Source organism: Lentzea californiensis, assembly GCF_024648825.1.
GTDB lineage: Bacteria > Actinomycetota > Actinomycetes > Mycobacteriales > Pseudonocardiaceae > Lentzea > Lentzea californiensis.
The window spans coordinates 1,351,376-1,370,879 of record NZ_JANBBE010000001.1; the positions used below are offsets into that span (position 1 = coordinate 1,351,376).

Annotated in this window: 21 protein-coding genes; 13 read left to right on the top strand and 8 right to left on the bottom strand. The window is 67.9% G+C overall.

Features of this window, described 5'->3' with window-relative positions; genetic code table 11:
• Window positions 1-94 precede the first annotated feature (94 nt).
• The 4 genes from LX88_RS07075 (at window position 95) to LX88_RS07090 (ending at window position 3,621) form a co-directional block, all read left to right on the top strand.
• The gene (locus tag LX88_RS07075; protein WP_030477509.1) at window positions 95-445 is read left to right on the top strand and encodes a histone-like nucleoid-structuring protein Lsr2; all 351 of its coding nucleotides are present in this window, start codon (window positions 95-97) and stop codon (window positions 443-445) included.
• Window positions 446-758: 313 nt separating this feature from the next.
• Window positions 759-1,751, top strand: a complete 993-nt coding sequence (locus LX88_RS07080) for a FecCD family ABC transporter permease (protein ID WP_258946966.1) — start codon at window positions 759-761, stop codon at window positions 1,749-1,751.
• Between the two features lie 8 nt (window positions 1,752-1,759).
• Complete coding sequence (locus LX88_RS07085; protein ID WP_258946967.1) at window positions 1,760-2,827, top strand: FecCD family ABC transporter permease; 1,068 nt, start codon at window positions 1,760-1,762, stop codon at window positions 2,825-2,827.
• Window positions 2,824-3,621 carry an ABC transporter ATP-binding protein gene (locus LX88_RS07090; protein WP_258946968.1) on the top strand — a complete coding sequence of 266 codons (798 nt, stop codon included), beginning with the start codon at window positions 2,824-2,826 and terminating at the stop codon, window positions 3,619-3,621. Before LX88_RS07085 ends, LX88_RS07090 begins: the two co-directional genes overlap by 4 nt.
• Window positions 3,622-3,733: 112 nt before the next feature.
• On the opposite strand, the gene LX88_RS07095 is transcribed toward LX88_RS07090, so the two are convergent.
• Window positions 3,734-4,531 carry a (2Fe-2S)-binding protein gene (locus tag LX88_RS07095; protein ID WP_258946969.1) on the bottom strand — a complete coding sequence of 266 codons (798 nt, stop codon included), beginning with the start codon at window positions 4,529-4,531 and terminating at the stop codon, window positions 3,734-3,736.
• 319 nt (window positions 4,532-4,850) lie between these two features.
• On the opposite strand from LX88_RS07095, the gene LX88_RS07100 reads away from it, so the two are divergent.
• The 6 genes from LX88_RS07100 to LX88_RS07125 all read left to right on the top strand — a co-directional run bounded on the left by LX88_RS07100 (window position 4,851) and on the right by LX88_RS07125 (window position 11,516).
• Window positions 4,851-7,415 (top strand): ATP-dependent Clp protease ATP-binding subunit, encoded by a 2,565-nt coding sequence (locus LX88_RS07100; RefSeq protein WP_258946970.1) that lies wholly within the window; start codon window positions 4,851-4,853, stop codon window positions 7,413-7,415.
• A gap of 229 nt (window positions 7,416-7,644) precedes the next feature.
• A complete protein-coding gene (locus LX88_RS07105) occupies window positions 7,645-8,301 on the top strand; it encodes a YbaB/EbfC family nucleoid-associated protein (protein ID WP_372511198.1) in 657 nt (218 codons plus the stop codon).
• A complete protein-coding gene (locus LX88_RS07110; protein ID WP_090069941.1) occupies window positions 8,298-8,612 on the top strand; it encodes a WXG100 family type VII secretion target in 315 nt (104 codons plus the stop codon). Before LX88_RS07105 ends, LX88_RS07110 begins: the two co-directional genes overlap by 4 nt.
• Before the next feature lie 7 nt (window positions 8,613-8,619).
• Window positions 8,620-9,744: a WXG100 family type VII secretion target gene (locus LX88_RS07115; protein ID WP_258946971.1), complete on the top strand. Its 1,125-nt coding sequence runs from the start codon at window positions 8,620-8,622 to the stop codon at window positions 9,742-9,744.
• A gap of 2 nt (window positions 9,745-9,746) precedes the next feature.
• Window positions 9,747-10,616, top strand: a complete 870-nt coding sequence (locus LX88_RS07120) for a hypothetical protein (protein ID WP_258946972.1) — start codon at window positions 9,747-9,749, stop codon at window positions 10,614-10,616.
• 84 nt (window positions 10,617-10,700) lie between these two features.
• Window positions 10,701-11,516 carry a hypothetical protein gene (locus tag LX88_RS07125; protein ID WP_258946973.1) on the top strand — a complete coding sequence of 272 codons (816 nt, stop codon included), beginning with the start codon at window positions 10,701-10,703 and terminating at the stop codon, window positions 11,514-11,516.
• Window position 11,517: 1 nt separating this feature from the next.
• On the opposite strand, the gene LX88_RS07130 is transcribed toward LX88_RS07125, so the two are convergent.
• Window positions 11,518-12,150 (bottom strand): DUF6928 family protein, encoded by a 633-nt coding sequence (locus tag LX88_RS07130; RefSeq protein ID WP_258946974.1) that lies wholly within the window; start codon window positions 12,148-12,150, stop codon window positions 11,518-11,520.
• 95 nt (window positions 12,151-12,245) lie between these two features.
• Between LX88_RS07130 and LX88_RS07135 the strand changes: the two genes are divergently transcribed.
• Complete coding sequence (locus LX88_RS07135; protein ID WP_258946975.1) at window positions 12,246-13,265, top strand: endonuclease/exonuclease/phosphatase family protein; 1,020 nt, start codon at window positions 12,246-12,248, stop codon at window positions 13,263-13,265.
• Here the strand turns inward: LX88_RS07135 and LX88_RS07140 are convergent.
• Genes LX88_RS07140 through LX88_RS07150 form a run of 3 tightly spaced genes read right to left on the bottom strand, consistent with a single transcriptional unit; the run spans window position 13,237 to window position 15,807 of the window.
• Entirely contained in the window at window positions 13,237-14,031 is a 795-nt protein-coding gene (locus LX88_RS07140; protein WP_258947631.1) for an SIR2 family NAD-dependent protein deacylase, read from the bottom strand. The genes LX88_RS07135 and LX88_RS07140 overlap by 29 nt on opposite strands.
• Window positions 14,031-14,342, bottom strand: coding sequence for an antibiotic biosynthesis monooxygenase family protein (locus tag LX88_RS07145; protein ID WP_258946976.1), 312 nt, complete (start codon window positions 14,340-14,342; stop codon window positions 14,031-14,033). Before LX88_RS07145 ends, LX88_RS07140 begins: the two co-directional genes overlap by 1 nt.
• Before the next feature lie 10 nt (window positions 14,343-14,352).
• Window positions 14,353-15,807, bottom strand: coding sequence for a M1 family metallopeptidase (locus tag LX88_RS07150; RefSeq protein WP_258946977.1), 1,455 nt, complete (start codon window positions 15,805-15,807; stop codon window positions 14,353-14,355).
• Window positions 15,808-15,822: 15 nt separating this feature from the next.
• On the opposite strand from LX88_RS07150, the gene LX88_RS07155 reads away from it, so the two are divergent.
• Window positions 15,823-16,569, top strand: coding sequence for an alpha/beta fold hydrolase (locus LX88_RS07155; protein ID WP_258946978.1), 747 nt, complete (start codon window positions 15,823-15,825; stop codon window positions 16,567-16,569).
• On the opposite strand, the gene LX88_RS07160 is transcribed toward LX88_RS07155, so the two are convergent.
• The 3 genes from LX88_RS07160 to LX88_RS07170 all read right to left on the bottom strand — a co-directional run bounded on the left by LX88_RS07160 (window position 16,518) and on the right by LX88_RS07170 (window position 18,575).
• Window positions 16,518-16,973: a 2'-5' RNA ligase family protein gene (locus LX88_RS07160; protein ID WP_258946979.1), complete on the bottom strand. Its 456-nt coding sequence runs from the start codon at window positions 16,971-16,973 to the stop codon at window positions 16,518-16,520. The genes LX88_RS07155 and LX88_RS07160 overlap by 52 nt on opposite strands.
• Window positions 16,974-17,026: 53 nt before the next feature.
• Entirely contained in the window at window positions 17,027-17,974 is a 948-nt protein-coding gene (locus LX88_RS07165; protein ID WP_307789541.1) for an HhH-GPD family protein, read from the bottom strand.
• A gap of 88 nt (window positions 17,975-18,062) precedes the next feature.
• Window positions 18,063-18,575, bottom strand: a complete 513-nt coding sequence (locus tag LX88_RS07170) for a beta-class carbonic anhydrase (protein WP_090069953.1) — start codon at window positions 18,573-18,575, stop codon at window positions 18,063-18,065.
• 154 nt (window positions 18,576-18,729) lie between these two features.
• Between LX88_RS07170 and LX88_RS07175 the strand changes: the two genes are divergently transcribed.
• Window positions 18,730-19,395, top strand: coding sequence for a hypothetical protein (locus LX88_RS07175; protein ID WP_258946980.1), 666 nt, complete (start codon window positions 18,730-18,732; stop codon window positions 19,393-19,395).
• The last annotated feature ends 109 nt before the right edge of the window (window positions 19,396-19,504 follow it).

Sequence of the window (19,504 nt, forward strand, 5' to 3'; positions counted from 1 at the left end):
AGGTGCAATGCGGCACCCGTGCGCTAACCTGCCTCGCAGAAGGCTTTAGTTGGCGACGCGGGTGACCGCGCATTCGGGGTCCAGGAGGATACGCATGGCGCAGAAGGTCACGGTGACCCTCGTCGACGATCTGGACGGTTCCACCGCTGAGGAGACCGTCGAGTTCGGACTGGATGGTGTCAGCTACACCATCGACCTTTCCTCGGGCAATGCGGGCAAACTGCGGGACGCTCTTGCCGACTTCGTGGGAAGTGCACGTCGTGCGGGTGGTCGTAAGCGTCTTGGGCCCGGCCGTCCGGCCGGCAGCGTGAAGGCGCGCCCCGCATCGGCGGACCGTGAGCAGAACCAGGCCATTCGCGAGTGGGCCCGCAAGCAGGGCATGAAGGTGTCGGACCGCGGCCGCATCCCGGCCGAGGTGCTCGACGCCTACCACCAGCAGGGCTGAAATTCGGCAAAACACGAAGGGGTTCCGGGGATGATTCCCCGGAACCCCTTCGTGCTATTTGGGTGACCGATCAGCTACCATCCGCCGCCCAGAAGGTGGAACGGTGCTATCCAAACGAGATCGTGAACACTCTTGCTGCTGACTTTTTAGTTGACCCGACAACGGGTTGCTGAACATTCTTCAGCGATCTTCTTCGGCTCGTCTTTCTGCCCGGAAGGGCGGAGATGTGACCGGAACCGGCGCCCAGGACGTCGGTGCGGCGAGGTGGTTCGGTTAGGCTTACCTCTCCTGTCTTGGTTGAGGAGGGTGGGCCTTGGGTCGTAGGTCGTTCGGCCTGCTCTTCCTGCTGGTCGTGCTGGTCGCCGTGTGCCTGGCGAGCATCGCGATCGGCTCGAAGGAGATCCCGCTTTCCGGGGTGTGGCACGGTCTCTTCACGCCGACCGGCGTCGAGGACGACGTGGTGGTCCGCGAGCTGCGGATCCCGCGGACGTTGCTCGGCATCGCGGTGGGCATCGCACTCGGCGTGGGTGGCGCTCTCATGCAGGGCCACACGCGCAACCCGCTGGCCGATCCCGGCATCCTCGGCGTCACGCACGGCGCGGCGCTGGCGGTCGTGCTCTCGATCTTCCTGCTCGGCGTCAACTCGCTGGTCGGCTACATCTGGTTCGCCTTCGCCGGCGCGATGATCGCGAGCGTCCTGGTGTTCCTGCTCGGGTCCGCCGGGCGAGGCGGTCCGTCGCCGGTGACGCTGGCACTGGCCGGTGCCGCGGTCTCCGCGCTGATGAACGGCCTGGTGTCGGCGATCGTGCTGCTCGACCAGCAGTCGCTCGACGCGTTCCGGTTCTGGCAGGTCGGCGCCATCGCCGGCCGCGACTCGACAGTGCTGATGCAGGTGCTGCCGTTCCTCCTGGCCGGCCTGGTCATCGCGGCGTTCAACGCGCCGGGGCTCAACGCCATGTCGCTGGGCGAGGACGTGGCCAAGTCGCTGGGCGTGAACGTCAGCCAGACGCGGTCGCTGGGCATCTTCGCCATCACGCTGCTGGTCGGCGGGGCCGTCGCCGCGTGCGGGCCGATCGGGTTCCTGGGGCTCGTGGTGCCGCACGTCGCGCGCGCGTTCACCGGCCCCGACTACCGCTGGATCCTGCCGTACTCGGCACTGCTCGGAGCGATCCTCATCCTGTTCGCCGACATCGTCGGACGGGTGGTCGCCCGCCCGTCCGAAGTGGAGGTCGGCGTGATGCTGGCGCTGATCGGCGCTCCGTTCTTCATCTTCCTGGTGCGGCGCAAGAAGCTGGTGAAGATTTGACGACCGCTGTGAAGACTCCCGCGGCCAAGGCGCCCGCCCTGAGGGTGGGCGCGGCCTCGTTCCGCCTGCGCCGCCGGCCGATGCTGGTGGTGGCGGCCTCGCTGGTCGTCCTGGCGGCGTTGCTGGTCGCCGGCATCATGGTCGGCGACTTCCCGCTGACGGTGGCCCAGGTCGTCGACACGCTGCTGGGCGGCGGCACGCGCCGCGACCAGTTCGTGGTCATGGAACTGCGAATGCCGCGAGCGCTGACGGGCCTGCTGGTCGGCGGCGCGCTGGGACTCTCCGGCGCGATCTTCCAGGCCATCGTGCGCAACCCGCTGGCCTCGCCGGACATCCTCGGCGTGACCTGGGGAGCCGGCGCCGGCGCGGTCTCGGTGATCACCTTCGCCGGTTCGCTGGGCGTGGTGACCGGCAGCGCGGCCTCGATCGGCGTCCCGCTCGCGGGCCTCACCGGCGGCCTTCTCGCAGGTCTGCTGGTCTACGCGCTGGCGTGGCGGCAGGGCATCGAGGGCTTCCGGATGGTGCTGGTCGGCATCGGCATCACCGCCGTGGCCGGCAACTTCACGCACTACCTGCTGACCGTCGGCGACGTGCAGGACGCGGGCCGGGCGATGGTGTGGATCACCGGCTCCCTGAACGGCCGCGGCTGGGAGCACGTCGTGCCGGTCGCCTTGGCGCTGGTCGTGCTGGTTCCCGTGGCTTTGATCGGTGGCCACGTGCTCGGGGCTTTGCAGTTCGACGACCAGACCTCGCGCGGGCTCGGTGTGCGGGTCAACGTCGCGCGGTCGTTCCTGATCATCGTGGCGATCGTGCTGGCCTCGGTGGCCACCGCCGCGGCCGGGCCGATCGTGTTCGTGGCTTTGGCGTCGCCGCAGATCGCTCTTCGGTTGTCCGGCACCGCTCAGCCGCCGTTGTTCGGTTCCGTTGTGGTCGGCGGTGCGCTTGTCATGCTGTCGGACCTGGTGGCGCGGACCATCTACCGCACCGAGCTGCCGGTCGGTGTCGTGACCGCGGTCCTGGGTGCGCCCTATCTGATGTTCCTGCTGATCCGAAGCCGCCGGGAGGCGCGGGTATGAGTGTGCGTCTTGAGGCGTCGTCGTTGAGCGTGGGCTACGGGGAACGGCAGGTCGTCGACTCGCTCGACCTGTCGATCATCGACGGCACCGTCACCGCGGTGATCGGGCCCAACGGGTGTGGCAAGTCGACTTTGCTGAAGGCTCTGGGGCGGTTGCTGCCTGCTCGGTCTGGTGCTGTGTTGCTGGACGGCAAGCAGATCGATTCGATGTCCACTCGGGATGTTGCCCGAGTTCTCGGGATGTTGCCCCAGGCTCCGTCTGCTCCTGAGGGGCTGACCGTTGCCGATCTGGTGGCTCGGGGGCGGCATCCGCATCAGGCCTGGTATCGGCAGTGGTCTTCTGATGACGCTGCTGCTGTTGATGCTGCTCTGGCCATGACCGGGATCTTGGATCTGGCTGAGCGGACTGTGGATGAGCTGTCTGGTGGGCAGCGGCAGCGGGCCTGGATTTCGATGGCGCTTGCTCAGGGGACTGATCTGTTGCTGCTGGACGAGCCGACGACCTATCTGGATCTTGCTCATCAGATCGATGTGCTGGATCTGGTTCAGGAGCTGCATTCGTCCATGGGGCGGACGATTGTGATGGTGTTGCACGATCTGAACTTGGCTGCTCGGTATGCGGACACCATCGTTGCCATGCGGGATGGGCGGATCGTGGCTCAGGGGGCGCCTGGTCAGGTGTTGACCGAGCAGATGTTGCTGGATGTTTTCGGGTTGGATGCCCGGGTTGTCGAGGATCCGGTTTCTGGGACGCCGTTGGTTGTGCCTGTGGGGTCCCGGCATCGGTTGCCGTAGTTGCGTGCGTTTCCTGGGGGCTCTGCCCCCAGGCAATCTGATCGGGGACCCACCGCCCAGCCTGCTGAAGACGGCTCGCCTGCGGCTTCGCGTGCGATCAGGTGTCCGTTGGTTATTTGCAGGTGCGGGGGCAGGCCGTGCACGGCTCTGCGTTCGGCAGCACGTAGTGGAAGCAGCAGCTGTTGCGCTTGCGCTTCCAGCCCTCGTCCGTGAAGTGCAGGGAGGACGGCGCTACGAACGGGTCGAGCTTCTCGGGGAGGATCATCGCCGCGTCGGTCACGCCTGCGTTCTCGTCTCCGAACAGGCGGCCTGCTGCCCAGGGGCCGTACTCCAGCATGTCGGTTGCCGCTGCCCAGAGTTGGCGGCGGCCGAAGCGGACCACCTGCCCGAAGGAAGCTACGAACTGGGCTGCGTGTGCTGCGTAGCGGGCGCGGAGGACTGCCGCCAGGGCTGCTTCGTTCGCCACCACGGTTGCCGCCGGGTGGTTCGAGGCCGGGTCGTCCGGGAGGCAGGCGAATTCATCGCACATCAGGGCCATGCCGTCCGGGTGCGGGCGGCCTGCCGGGTTGATGCGGAACGCCATGTCCGAAGGCTTGAGGGTGGGCACTCGGCGGGCCGTGTGGAAGAGGAGGCCTGCCAGGTAGCCGGGCTGGTGCAGGTACCAGCCCATGATGTAGCCCGCTGTCGCGCGGTCGTCGGACTCGCCGTACTGCTCGACCATCCACTCCGCGAGGTCTTTGCGCCACAGGTCGAACCGGGTGGGCTCCGCCAGCAGGTCCGAGCAGATCGTCCAGTCTTCAGACGGCGTGCCGAAGACGATCTCGGTGCCGGACTGCAGGCGGGCGATGGAGTCGGCCAGTGGTGTGAGCGCACGCGGGTTCTGCCGTGAGACCCTCGCAGGTACGGTCAACGCGCAAGTCCAATCTCATGCGTATCAGGCTTGCCTAACCTTACCCAGGATCTCCCTTCGTTCGCCTCCTGAGGTGTGCCCGGTCACAGGAGTATCGCTCAACGGTCGGTTGTTCGCGTTCAGCGGACATCGCCCGATCTGTGGAATCCGTTGCTTCCGACCTGCGTTGATGCCGATGTCAATGTTCACCGGAGGCGGCTTGCCGCTGATGGGAGCCACAGGCCTCGGGACCGCCCACTACAGTGGAGCCACGGTGCCGCGCTCACCAGGGTAGATCGGTGGAGCCGAGGACCGCCGACGCAGCAGTCAGGGAGTGCGAATGTTCGAAAGGTTCACCGACCGCGCGAGGCGGGTGGTTGTCCTTGCCCAAGAAGAGGCACGGATGCTCAACCACAACTACATCGGCACCGAGCACATCCTCCTGGGTCTGATCCACGAGGGTGAAGGTGTCGCCGCCAAGGCGCTCGAGTCGTTGGGGATTGCGCTGGAGGGCGTCCGCCAGCAGGTCGAAGAGATCATCGGCCAGGGCCAGCAGGCTCCGAGTGGACACATCCCCTTCACCCCCCGTGCGAAGAAGGTCCTGGAGCTCTCGCTGCGCGAGGCGCTTCAGCTCGGCCACAACTACATCGGCACCGAGCACATCCTGCTCGGCCTGATCCGCGAGGGCGAGGGCGTCGCCGCCCAGGTCCTCGTGAAGCTCGGGGCCGACCTCAACCGGGTGCGTCAGCAGGTGCTGCAGCTGCTGTCCGGTTACTCCACCGAGAAGGGTGCGGCGGAGTCGACCGGTCGTGGCGAAGGCACGCCGTCGTCCTCCTTGGTGCTCGACCAGTTCGGGCGCAACCTCACGGCCTCTGCCCGTGAAGGCAAGCTCGACCCGGTGATCGGGCGCGCCAAGGAGATCGAGCGGGTCATGCAGGTGCTGTCCCGCCGCACCAAGAACAACCCGGTCCTCATCGGCGAGCCCGGCGTCGGCAAGACCGCCGTCGTCGAGGGGCTTGCCCAGATGGTCGTCAAGGGCGAGGTGCCCGAGACGCTCAAGGACAAGCAGCTCTACACGCTCGACCTCGGCTCGCTGGTCGCGGGCTCGCGGTACCGCGGTGACTTCGAAGAGCGCCTGAAGAAGGTCCTCAAGGAGATCCGCACGCGCGGCGACATCATCCTGTTCATCGACGAGATCCACACCCTCGTCGGTGCGGGTGCCGCCGAGGGCGCGATCGACGCGGCGAGCATCCTCAAGCCGATGCTGGCTCGTGGTGAGCTGCAGACGATCGGTGCCACCACCCTCGACGAGTACCGCAAGCACGTCGAGAAGGACCCCGCGCTGGAGCGCCGCTTCCAGCCGATCCAGGTGGGCGAGCCGTCGCTCGAGCACACCATCGAGATCCTCAAGGGCCTGCGCGACCGGTACGAGGCGCACCACCGCGTCTCGATCACCGACTCCGCGCTGGTCGCCGCCGCCACGCTGGCCGACCGGTACATCAACGACCGGTTCCTGCCCGACAAGGCGATCGACCTCATCGACGAGGCCGGCGCGCGCATGCGCATCCGCCGGATGACCGCGCCGCCAGACCTGCGCGAGTTCGACGAGAAGATCGCGGACGTCCGTCGCGACAAGGAGTCCGCGATCGACGCGCAGGACTTCGAGCGCGCGGCGAAGCTGCGTGACGCGGAGAAGCAGCTCCTGGGCCAGAAGGCCGAGCGGGAGAAGCAGTGGAAGGACGGTGACCTGGACGTCGTCGCGGAGGTCGACGACGAGCAGATCGCCGAGGTCCTCGCCAACTGGACCGGCATCCCGGTGTTCAAGCTCACCGAGGAGGAGACCACGCGTCTGCTCCGCATGGAGGACGAGCTGCACAAGCGGATCATCGGCCAGGTCGACGCGGTCAAGGCCGTGTCGAAGGCGATCCGCCGCACCCGCGCCGGTCTGAAGGACCCGAAGCGCCCCTCCGGCTCGTTCATCTTCGCCGGCCCGTCCGGTGTCGGTAAGACCGAGCTCTCGAAGGCGCTGGCGAACTTCCTGTTCGGTGATGACGACGCGCTCATCCAGATCGACATGGGCGAGTTCCACGACCGGTACACCGCGTCGCGGCTCTTCGGTGCCCCTCCCGGTTACGTCGGCTACGAAGAGGGCGGCCAGCTCACCGAGAAGGTGCGCCGCAAGCCGTTCTCCGTCGTGCTGTTCGACGAGATCGAGAAGGCCCACCAGGAGGTCTACAACACGCTGCTCCAGGTGCTGGAGGACGGCCGCCTGACCGACGGTCAGGGCCGGACGGTGGACTTCAAGAACACCGTCATCATCTTCACGTCGAACCTGGGCACGTCGGACATCAGCAAGGCCGTCGGCCTCGGCTTCACCTCGGGTCAGGACGGCGCGTCCAACTACGAGCGCATGAAGAACAAGGTCAACGACGAGCTGAAGAAGCACTTCCGTCCCGAGTTCCTCAACCGCATCGACGACATCATCGTCTTCCACCAGCTGACTCAGGACGAGATCATCAAGATGGTGGACCTGATGATCGCCCGCGTCGAGACGCAGCTGAAGAACAAGGACATGGCGATCGAGCTCACGGATCGCGCGAAGATGCTGCTCGCGAAGCGCGGCTTCGACCCGGTGCTGGGCGCCCGCCCGCTGCGCCGGACGATCCAGCGCGAGATCGAGGACACCCTGTCGGAGAAGATCCTGTTCGGCGAACTCCAGGCCGGCCAGATCATCATCACCGACGTCGAGGGCTGGGACGGCGAGTCGGACCAGCACGACAAGGCGCAGTTCGTGTTCCGCGGCGAGGCCAAGCCGAACCGCGTGCCCGACGCCCCGCCCGTCGACCTCACCGCCTCGGCGCCCGCCGCCGAGTCGCAGGACGCTCCGGCGAACGAGTCCGAGTGACCTGAGCACCACGTGAGAACGGCCCCCAGGCTTAGCAGCCTGGGGGCCGTTCTCGTCTGCGATGGCTGTTCGCCTACGGGTTCGCGCGGTCGTCCGACGGCCCTCTGTCACTCAAGTCACTCGGACACACCGATTCGCCCGTTTCGCGGCGCGCGCGAAACTCCACCTGCCACTATGACGCCCGCTCCGCGTGATCTTGCGCGAGCAGGTGTCCCAGGAGGAGGTCCCAGTGTCGTCGGCGGCGTTCGAGCAACTGGTAGCTCAGTTCGAGCAGTTCCAGTCACGGATGCAGCGTGTTGACCAGCAGTTCGCCAACATCGGCGAGATGCAGCAACAGCTGACCGAGATGGAAGCGGTGGCCACCTCGGCCGACCGCGCCGTGACAGTTGTGGCAGGTCCGTCCGGCAGCATCAAGGCCATCAGACTGACCGAGCACGCCATGCGCAGGTCCGCGCACGCCCTGGCCGCCGAACTGATGTCGACGCTGCAGCAGGCCGTGGCCGAAGCCGCCCGCCGCCAGGCAGGCATCGTCGAGGGCGCCATCGGCGACGGCATGAAGCTCTCCGACCAGGTCCTCGAAACCCAGGCGCAGCTCTTCGGGATGTCCAAAGAGGAACTCCGCGCCGGCAGGTCCGATGAGACCGCACCTGCCCCGGCTCCGCAACACCCGCCGATGCCACCCGTGCCACCGGTGTCCCAGGCCGGAGTCCCCGTCCGCCAGCCCGCGCCACCCGGCAGGACTGCCCCTGAACCGCAGGACGACTTCTCCGACCAGAACATCATGCGCGGCAATGCCTGGAACGACAGGTCGCAGCCGCCGCCCACCGCTCCGCCAAAGCAGGACGGCAAGTTCCTCAACCTCTACGACGACGAGGACGGCCGGTGAGCGGGTTCAGCGTCAGTCCGGAGGAGCTGCGGTCGTTCGCCGGCAAGCTCGACGGCCACCACAGCACGGCGAGCAAGATCGCCGAGCTGGTCGCGACGGCCGACGTCGGCGACAAGTCCTGGGGCGTGGTCGGGATCTTCGTCAAGGACCAGTACACGCAGATGCTCGGCGACCTCAAAGAGACGATGCAGGCGATGCAGGACGGCCTGCAGTCGGGTGCCGGCAAGTTCCGCGACACCGCCGAGGGCTATGCGCAACAGGAAGAAGCGCTGAAGCAGCTCCTCGACGGCATCCAGGTCGAGCGGGGGTAGCGCGGCCGTGACAGAACCGGATCTCACTGTTCCAGGCCTGAGTGGCAAAGCAGGCACGCTCGAGGTCGAAGAGAAGTCCACCGGGGAGAAGGCGCTCGAGGCCACGCCGTTCGTCGGCAGCTTCATGAAAGCCTTGGAAGCCTCGGGAAACGTCGGAGACCCCGGCGGTATCACCGCACTGGCTTCCGAAGGCAGCGCACTGATCAACTCGTTCAGCGAGGCCGCCCAGATCGCGACGGACCCGATCGGCTGGCTGGTCAACCAAGGTCTGAGCTTCCTCATCAGCATCTGCGAGCCGTTGGAAGACGCGATCCACTTCGTCAGTGGCGACGGGCCCGCGCTTCAGCAGGCAGGCGAGAACTTCGGCAAGCTGGCGGAGGGCCTCACCAAGCTGAAGGAAGGCTTCACCGAAGACCTGTCGAGCTCGGTGCAGAGCTGGGGCGGTGAGACTGCGGACGCGGCCGCGTCGAAGCTCGGTGAGTTCGCCAGCGGCATCGACGGTGTCATCGGTCAAGCCGGTGAGCTCTCCCAGCTCCTGCTCATGTCCTCGATGATCATGCAGGTCATCGAGGACCTCATCAAGGCCATCCTGACCGAACTGATCATTTGGCTGGTCATGATCTGGATCCCCGCCCTGGCGGCCGCCGTCCCGAGCCTCGGGTCGTCCACCGCCGCGGCCGGCGCCGCGACCGGTGTGCGGGCCGCGACCACCGTGAGCCGGGTGTCGCGCATCATCGCGAGGCTCAAGGCCTTCCTCGGCAAGATTCTGCAGTTCCTGCGCAATCTGCTGACCCGCACCAAGAACCTGGGCGCCGGCATGAAGAAGGCCATGGCGGACAAGAAGGCCAACGTCGCTGACGCGGACCGCCGGCGCGCACTGCCGGAGAACAAAGGTCTGTTCAAGAGCTGGGTGGACAAGAAGGACGGCTCGCAGGGCATCGTCGGCGAGCGCATGAACCAAGGTTTCTGGAAGTCGATGGGTGAAGCGGTCGGCCTCGAGGCGTCCGCGCAGATCGATCCCCAGAACGAGAAAGGCCTGCGCAACAAGTCTCTCCAGGAGCAGGCAGCCGCAGCGGGCGAGACCGGGCCTGACTACTCCAAGCACCAGATCAAGGGATACCTGGACATCTGATCATGGACAAACTCATCAAGGGTCTGCTGGACCTGCTGACCGACCCGATCTTCCTGACCATGATCGCCGGTGCCGTCGTGGTCACCCTCGTGCGGCGCTGGTGGCAGTTCCGTTCTCACCGGACCGCGCGAGATGAGCAGGTGAGCGCGTTGAACCCGTTCGTCGCCAGGCTCGGCGGAACGGTGATCAGCCCGGAGCAGGGTGACACCGCGGCCTGGTCGGCCGGTTTCCTGGAGCCCGTGAGGAGCGACGGGAGTGCCTACGACACGGTGCTGAAGGGGAAGTGGCTCCGGCGGTCCAAGCCCCAGTGGGACCTCGCCATGGACTTCCGGCGGGGCGACTGGCACGTCCGGGTGACCGAGGCGGCGGTGCGGATCGCGGCGTACACCGGCTACGGGGTGCGCTGGGAGCAGGAGCACCGGATCGAGGTGGCCACCGCGCGCATGGCGCCGATGCGGATGGTCCGGCCGACCAGGTACATCGCTCCCGGCCGGCCGGTCTCGCCCGCGGACTTCGAGAACCAGTGGAAGAGCTGGCTGTCCGAGCCACCGTCGACGGTGGGGGATCAGGCGCAGTGGCAGCGCGTGCAGATTCCGTCCCCGATGGACAATGAGTTCTTCGTCTGGGGGAGCGACCCTGCCGCGGCGGCCAGGGATCTGAACTTCGAAGCACTGCACTGGCTGATCGAACACGGGAAGCATCTGCCTCCGCACGCGGAGTCGATGCGGATCACGTTCGAGGCCGGCATCGCCTACGTCGTCCTGGACAACCACATCGATCAGGCCAGCCTGATGGCCGTGGTCGACATGGTGGTCGGGTTGCTCGACCGGATGCCCGGCGCGCGGCCGAGGCACCCTGCGGCGACGCTCTGAGAGTCGAAGACCACCCGCGCGGAGCGCTCTGGCGACACGGTGGTGAACAGGCAAGCAGCGAATCGAAGGTGACCGGGACCTCTGATGGAGCTCTTGAGGCAGTTGCTGCCCAGCATCGGCGTGGTGGCGTTCGCGCTCAGTGCCGTGGCAGTGCGGCGTTGGTGGCAGATCCGCCGCAACCGCAAGGCAGACGCCGACCAAGCCCTCTCGCTGGCACCTCTGGCTGCTGAGCTCGGCGGTGTGGTGGTGGGTGCTGACCAGGCGACCGCGTGGTCGGCGAAGGTCAGGGGACCGTTGTCGAACCACGTCAGTGGATTCGTCGACAAGATGCTGCAACGGTCGGTGCCCAGGTCCGACCTGGCGTTGGACTTCCCACGCGGGCCTTGGCGCGTGAGGGTGTCGCAGGCGTCGATGAGGCAGCAGAACTCGAGGGGCGTGGGCAGGCTGATCGAGCACCGGTTCGAGGTGGCCACCGCCCGGCTCGCCCCCATGCGGCTCACGCGCCGTCAGCACATCGACTTCCGCGGTAGGCAGGTCGGTCCGGAACACCTCGGCGCCTGGTTGAGCGCCCGGCCTCTGACGGTGGTCAGAAGCGACGGCGAGTGGTTGCCGTTGAGGCTGCCGGTCGGGGTCGACCGCGAGTTCGCCGTGTTCGGCAGCGATCTCTCCAGCACAGCCAGGGCGTTCAACCCGGAGGCGCTGGACTGGCTGCTCGCACGCCTGGAAGTGCTGCCCCCACTCGTCGCGATGTTCCTGTCGCTCACGTTCGAGGACGGGGTCGTCTACTGCACGATGCGGGGGCCGGTCGAGGAGGAGGTCGTGGTGCCGATCGTCGACACGATCGTCGGGTTGCTCGACCGGATGCCCGACATGCGGCCGAGGCACCCGGCGGCGGCCTGAGTCAGCGGGGCGTCACGGAGTAGCCCGCGAGGACGACGTCCTCCAGCTCCGGGTCGTCGTCCTCGTACGCGCCTTCGTAGTTGAAGCCGAACAGCTCGCGCAGGGCGGCCTCGGCCAGGTCGAGCGGGTGGAAGCGGAACGGGTACTCGTCGTCCTCGTCGAGGCTTTCGAGGAACTCCGGGTCGCCCGCCCGGTACTTCTCCTCGAACGGCAGGGGAGTGCCTACGTCGGCGATCACGCCGCTGTCCGGGGAGAGGCTGTACGCGCGGCGCAGTGTGCCGTCCGGCTCCCAGATGGCGTACGAGAAGAAGTCGACGACGCTGTGCATGGCGTGCAGGTACAGGGTGCGGCCGGCGGCCTCGCTGACGAAGTGGTCCGGCAGGTCGGTGTAGGAGTCGCCGGCGGCCTCCCACGTGCAGATGATCGACAGGCCTGGGAACACGCCCGCGTAGACGGTGCCCTCCGGCGGGTTGCCGTAGTGGAGGTTGCCGTCCTCGATCGGGCGGATGTCGTGTGACGGGTAGAGGCGTTCCACGAAGGCGGCCGTGGCCTCGCGGTCGATCTTCGGTGCTGCGCGCAGGACCTTGCTGACGTCGTCGGATGCGTAGAAGAGCATCCAGTCCTTGGCTCCCATCGGGCCCCCTCTCGGTTGGTTGGATTCAGCATGGCGGAGGGGTCTGACAATTTCCGGCGGGCAACGGGACGGGGGCGCGGACCGTCCTTTCGGGTGTGAGCACACCGGAGACCGACGCGCGCTCGGGCACACTGCACGACGTGGTCACCACCGAGGTGAAGCCGCCCCGAAGCGGTTTCGCCACGTTCCTGCTGGTCGTGTGCGCGATGGCGTTCGTCACGGCGGCGCTGGTCAGGCTGCTCGGCATCGACGGCACGCGGTACATGATCGCCGCGACGTCGCTGACCCCGTACATCACCGTCGTTGGCCTGCTCATCGGATTGTTCGCGTTGTTCCGCAAGCGGTGGGTCATCGGGCTGACGATGACCGTGGTGGGGGTCGTGCTGGTCGCGAACCTGGCGCCGCGGGCGTTTCCCGACGCACGGCCGAACGGGGTGGGGCAGCAGGTCAGGCTGATGACGGCGAACCTGCTCACCGGCATCGCGGACGCGGAGTTCATCGTGCGGGAGGTCAGGAAGCGCAACATCGACGTCCTGGCGTTGCAGGAGCTGACGCCGCAGATGGTGGGCGACCTCGACCGCGCGGGTCTGCGCCAGGTGCTGCCCAACCGGGTCTTCCTCGACGAACCGGGCGGGTCGGGCAGCGGCCTCGCCTCCCGGTTCCCGCTCTCACGGCGGAACCTGACGCCGCCGAGCACGTTGCAGCAGGCAGGGGCGCTCGTCGACCTGCCGGGCAAGGACATCGAGGTCGTCTCGGTGCACCCGTTGCCGCCGGTCGTCACCGCGGGACCCGAGGCGTGGCAGCGTGAGCTCGCCGGACTGCCCGCGCCCGACTCGACCGGCGCGATCAGGGTGCTCGCCGGCGACTTCAACGCCACGCTCGACCACGTCGGCCTCACGCGGCTGCTGAACAAGGGCTACGTGGACGCGGCCGACCAGGTCGGCAAGGGGCTGATCCACACCTGGCCGAGCGCCAGCGGGTTCTGGCCGCCGCCGGTCACCATCGACCACGTGCTGGTGGACTCGAAGCTCCTGGTGGACACGGTCGACGTGTTCGACGTGCCCGGCAGCGACCACCGGGCCGTCGTCACGCAGTTCGTCGTGCCAAGGCTGTGAGTGCTTCCAGCGCTCCGACCGGCAGCGACACCCCGCGGCCGTGCCGGACCTCCGGCTCGCGGACGTTGATCCGGATCAGCGCGCCGTTGGCAGCGCTGGCCAGCTCGGCCTGACGCCGCACGGTCGGCACGGCTGTGCCGGCACCGATCTCGACCACGACGAGCCTGCGCTGGTTCCTGCGCCACGCCGTCAGCTCGTCGAGCTGACGCTGGCTGCGGTGCGGCACCCAGCCCCAGTCGCCGAACATCAGGATGTTGGGCCGCGCCAGCCCGCCGCACGACGGGCACGACGGCAGTTCGCCGGTCGCCCGCATCGTCACCGGGTCGACCGCGACGTCGAACGAGCACTCCCAGATCTCGTCCGTGCACGGCTCCACGCACTGGGCGTGGTGGATCGACCCGTGGACCTCGGCGACGTCCGCGAAGCCCGCCTTCTGGAACTGCCCGTCCACATTGGACGTGAAAACGCGCGCACCCCACGACCGCAGCACGGTGAAACCCTCGTGCGGCACGGTCGCGCGGTACAGGCCGAGCCGATGGCCGTAGAAACCCCACGCCAGCGCGGGATCGTCGGCGAAGTGCACCGGGTCGGCGATCTCCTCGAACTTCAGCCCGAGCCGCTCGTAGGGCGGGTACGCCCGCCAGAAGCCCTCGGTGCCGCGGAAGTCGGGAAGACCCGAGTCGACCCCCATGCCGGCACCGGCGCAGACGAGCACGGCGTCCGCGCCGGCGATCAGCTCGGCGGCTCTGTCGTAGGCCTCCTCGATCACTGCTTGGGCTTGCTCCCCAGCACGACCTCGAACTCCAGCAGGTCGGCACCGGTCGACACGGGCCGTGCGCGCTCGCCCGAGTGAGCGGCCGCACCGGCCTCGCCGTCGCGCCACGCGGTGAAGGCCTCGTCGGTCTCCCAGTGCGTGACGACGAAGTAGCGGTCCTCGCCCGCGACGGGGCGCAGGAGCTCGAAGCCGAGGAAGCCGGGCTGGTTGTCGACCGCGCCCAGGCGGGCGGCGAACCGCTTCTCCAGCTCGGGGCCGCTGCCCTCGGGGACCTTGATCGCGTTGATCTTCACGACTGCCATGACGACCACCCTAGCGGCGCACACCGGCAGGCAGCAGGTACTGATCTTCCGGAATGCCCGACTTGCGGAACCACGCCGCGAAGAACCCGTCCAGCTGCTGCCCGGACGCGGCCTTGAAGTGCTCCTCGAACTCCGGCCACGAGGCGTTGCCGTCGCGGTGCTTCACCAGCCACGACTGCAGCGCCTTGAAGAACACGTCGTCACCGACCTGCTTGCGCAGCGCGTGCATGCCCAGCAGGCCCTTGTCGTAGACGCCACGGAACTCGTTGCCCTTGCCCATGTCGTAGAGCTTCGGCGCCCAGAACGCCGCCCGGTCGCGCCGCTGTTCGACCTGGGCGCGATAGCGCTGGTCGAGGTCCGTGCCCTCCTTCTCCAGCCACAGCCACTGCGCGTAGGACGCGAGGCACTCGTTCAGGCAGATGTCCGCCCAGTTCTCGATCGACACCGAGTCGCCGAACCACTGGTGGGCGTTCTCGTGCACGACCGTCTCCAGGTCGGCCCAGGCGGCGTAGATGGGACGGGTCTGGGTCTCCAGCGAGAACCCGATCTGGTCCGCGACCCAGATGCTGCCCGCCGCGCGCTGCGGGTACGGGCCGAACTTCGTCGCCAGGTACGCGAGGACCTCCGGCCCCTGCGACTGGATCGGCTTCTTGGAGGCGGACGTGCCGGGCGCGTAGGCGTCGACGACCGGCGTGCCGTCGGGCAGCTTCGAGCGCACGACCTCGAACTTGTCGATCGCCACGGTGGCCAGGTACGTCGCCAGCGGCGTCTCCTCCGACCAGGTGAACGTCGTCCAGCCGCCGTCGCGGGTCGCGGGGCCCTCGAGGCCGTTCGAGATCACCGTCCAGCCGTCCGGCACGCGGGCCGCGACCTTCAGCGCCGCCTTGTCGCGCGGGGTGTCGTTGGCCGGGAACCACGTCGTCGCGGAGTGCGGCTGACCTGCGGCGAACGCTCCGCCCGTGGACGAGATCTGCCAGCCGCTGCGGCCCAGCGAGGCGTCGTTGATCGTCGTGGGCTCGCCGCCGTAGGTGACGACGGTGGTGAACGGCTTGCTCTTCGCGAGCGGCGCGGCCGGCGTGATCACCAGCTCGTGGTCGCCCTCCTGCACGAACTTCGAGGGCTGCCCGCCGACCTTCACCTCGCTGACCTTCAAGCCCTCGAGGTCGAGGTTGAAGCGCGAGAGGTCCTGGGACGCGGTCGCGGTGACGGTCGCGACGCCGTCGAGCCTCTTCGACCCCGGGTCGTAGGTGATCGCGAGGTCGTAGAGCGTGACGTCGTAGCCGCTGTTGCCGTCCGTCGGGTAGTACGCGTCGCCCGCGCCCGCCCCTGCCTCCACCGCGGCCTGCGGTGACGTCTCCTGGCGCGCCTGCTGCGCGGGGTCGCCGCCCGGCGTTCTGAACACCACGAGCAGACCTGCGACGAGCACGATCAACACCAGGGCGATCAGGTACGGGCGGGCCTTCATGCGTTAATCATCCCTGTGTCGGTGGTGGAGTTCGGCGGAACGGGTCAAGGCGTACTGCTGCTGCACGGTCTGATGAGCAGGGCCACCGCCTGGTGGCCGGTCGCGCAGTGGCTCAGGCCGTTCGGGCGCCTGGTCGGCTTCGACCAGCGCGGGCACGGCCGCAACCCGCGGCGGGGACCGTTCCGCACCGAGGACTTCGTCGCCGACGCCGCCGCGGTGATCGAGGAACTGGACCTCGGGCCCGCCGTGGTGATCGGGCACTCCATGGGCGGGCTGCACGCGTGGTGTCTCGCGGCATCCCGACCGGACCTGGTCAGCGCGATTGTGGTCGAGGACTTCGCCCCGGACAACAGGGGCAGGACGATCGACGAGTGGAAGTGGCTCTTCGACGCCTGGCCGGTGCCCTTCCAGTCGCTCGGGCACGTGACGTCGTACTTCGGCGCGCCGCTGTTCGCCGAGTACTTCGAGGAACGCGAGGACGGCTGGCACCTGATCGCAGAGATGGACGACCTGTACGAGATCGCCGGCCACTGGGGCACGCGGGCCTACTGGGACTTCATCGACGCCGTCGAGTGCCCGTCGCTGGTGATCGAGGCGGGCCGGGGCGGCCAGCTATCAGGGCAGATGGAGGAGGCGGCACGGCGATCCCGCGGCCGGTACCTCTACGTCGAGGAGGCCGGGCACGTCGTGCACGACAGCGCGCCGTGGATCTACCGGGGTGCTGTGGAGGCCTTCTTGAGCACGTCGACCTCGCCGGTCTGAGTGTCGACGATCGACACCTCGCGGACCTTCGCGCGGATCGGCTCGACCGGGAACACCTTCGCGAACGCGGCCTTCGTCTGCTCGTCGTCGAGGCCCTGGACGAGGGTGCAGTGAGGGACCCAGTTGCCCGGCAGGTAGTAGGCGCTGGGGTTCTTGACCTTGCTCGCGAGGACGTCGTGGATGGCGGAGTGGACCGCGAGCAACTCGTTGTCGACCACCGCGCCGAGCATCAGCACGTTGTCGGTGGTGGAGAACGTGCCGAGGGTGTGCAGCCACAGGTCCGGCATCCACAGCCGTTCGAGGTCCTCGCGCAGTTCCTTGCGGACCTTGGGACCGATGACGCTCGCGGCGGCGTAGGTCAGGTGGGGCGCGTGGGATTGTTCAACACCTAGATCGTTCAACAATCCGATGATTCTACGTTCGGCGTCGGGGTCGAAGAAGGCGACCAGAGCGTGCATCAGCTTGTCCCCTTGTTGGATTGTTGAACGATCCCCTCACCTGACAGATGGACGAGGCCGTCGTGGGATTGTTGAACGATCCCTTCACCGGGCAGGTGGAAGAGGCCGTCGTGGGATTGTTCAACAAGTCCATCGCTCAACAAGGACACCAGGCACTTCTCGCGCTGCGTCGCGTCGCTCCAGACGATGTCGAGCTGGATCTTGGGCACCGGTCCCGGCGCGCCCCGCAACACGTCCAGCAGCCGGCCTCGCACCTGACGGTCGGTGCCGGCGAACTTCTGCACCTTCTTCTCCGGCCCCGCGTAGGCAGGCCGCCCTGCCAACTGCCACGCACACTCGGCGAACAACGGGCAGTCGGCGCACTTCTGGTTCTTCGCCGTGCAGATCAACGCGCCGAGTTCCATCAACGCCGCCGAGAACACCGCGGCGTCCTCCTGATCGTCGGGCAGGATCGCCTCGACGTCACGGAGATCGCGCTTGGTCGACGGCGGCCCGGCGTCACCGGCCCCATGCACTGCGCGCGCAACCACACGCCGGACGTTCGTGTCGACGACGGCGCACTTCTGCCCGTACGCGAACGTGGCCACCGCACGAGCCGTGTAGCTGCCGATGCCGGGCAGCGACTCGAGCGTCTCGATGTCCGACGGCACCACGTCGCCGTGGTCGCGGGCGATGGCGGTCGCGGCCTCGTGCAGCCGCATGGCGCGTCGCGGGTAGCCGAGCTTGCCCCACATCCGCAGGACCTCGCCCTGCGAGGAGGCCGCCATCGCGGAGGGCACGGGCCAGCGCGCCAGCCATTCGTGCCAGATCGGTTCGACGCGGGAGACCGGCGTCTGCTGCAGCATGATCTCGCTGATCAGCACACCCCAGGCGGTGCAGTCGGGACGGCGCCACGGCAGGTCTCGGGCCGCGGTGTCCCACCAGCCCAGCAGCAACTCGTGATTCATCGCCTGCCATTGTCGCGCAACGAAAAGGCCCCCCGAAGGGGGCCCTTCACAACGAGCCTTCAGGCAACGAGCCTTCAGGCGGCGAACTTCAGGCGGCGGCGGTCTCGGCGGCGTCGACCTCGCGCAGCTCACCGGTGTGCACGTCGTAGACGAACCCGCGGATCTTGTCGGTGTGCGGGATGAACGCGCTGTGGCGAAGGCGCGCCATCGACCCGCGCACGCTCTGCTCGACGACCTTGAACGCCTCGACGGCCCAGGTCGGGCGCAGACCGGTGTCGGCCTCCAGCTCGTCCTTGAAGTCGTCCTCGGTGACCATCTCCAGGCCGCAGTTCGTGTGGTGCACGAGCAGGACCTCGCGCGTGCCGAGCTTGCGCTGGCTCAGTGCGAGCGATCGGATCGCGTCGTCGGTGACGACACCACCCGCGTTGCGCAGCACGTGCGCCTCACCCTGCTTCAAGCCGAAGATCTCGAACACCCGGATGCGCGAGTCCATGCAGGTCAGAATCGCCACCTGCAGGGACGGCTTCGCGGACGAACGGTCTCCGGGAACCACGTTCCCGAGCTCGTAGTTCCGCTTGAGCAGTTCGTCGATCGCGGTCATGTGACACACCTCCATGGCCTACCGGCGGACCCCGCGTCGATTGGAACCGGAGCTAGCGCACGTTCACAAGGGGTTTCCGCTCAATATCACGTTCACCGGATCGAGCGATGCTCGCCTCCCGCTGGATCAGACCTGGTCGAGTTACGTTCGGGCCGTGATCGAGCCCACAGGTCCGTTGTCGTCCACGGTGTACTGGCGCCGCCGTCTCGCCGCGATCGGGGCCGGGCTGGTCACACTCCTGCTCGTGATCTGGATCGTCGGGATGTTCGGCTCCGACGCCGAGACCGCGCAGCCCACGAACGCCGCCGCGTCGGCCTCGAACCCGCCGCCGAGCATGTCCGAGAGCCCCGCGGCCGCGTCGTCCTCGTCGACGACCCCGCCGCCCTCTCCGACGGAGACCACGCCGCCCCCGCCTCCCGGGCCGCCGCAGCCCTGCCCGGACGACGTGATCGGGGTCGTGGCGAAGGCGAACAAGCCCATCTACACCGTCGGTGACCAGCCGGAACTGTCCATGGACGTGGTCAACACCGGACCGGCGCCGTGCATCAGGGACATCGGGCGCCAGCACCGCGAGCTCACGGTGCTGACGGCGGACGGCGCGACGGTGCTGTGGTCGAGCAACCACTGCCTCTCGGCGGTGGGCTCGGAGACCCGCGTGATGCAGCCGAAGGAGACCTTCAACTACGGCACGAAGTGGGCGGGTTCCACCTCGAAGCCGGGGTGCGGGGCCCACACGCGCGTCGGGCCCGGCGACTACCTGCTGGTGGCGAAGCTGGCCGGGAAGGCCAGCTCACCCACCGTCTTCAGGCTCGAGCGCTAAGTGCTGTGACCGTCGGCCTTCACCGCGTCTTCCGGCGCTCAGCAGGGCACCTCACGACACCGGCCCCGCGCCCCCGTACAACCAGTACGAGGACGCGGGGCCGGCGTCG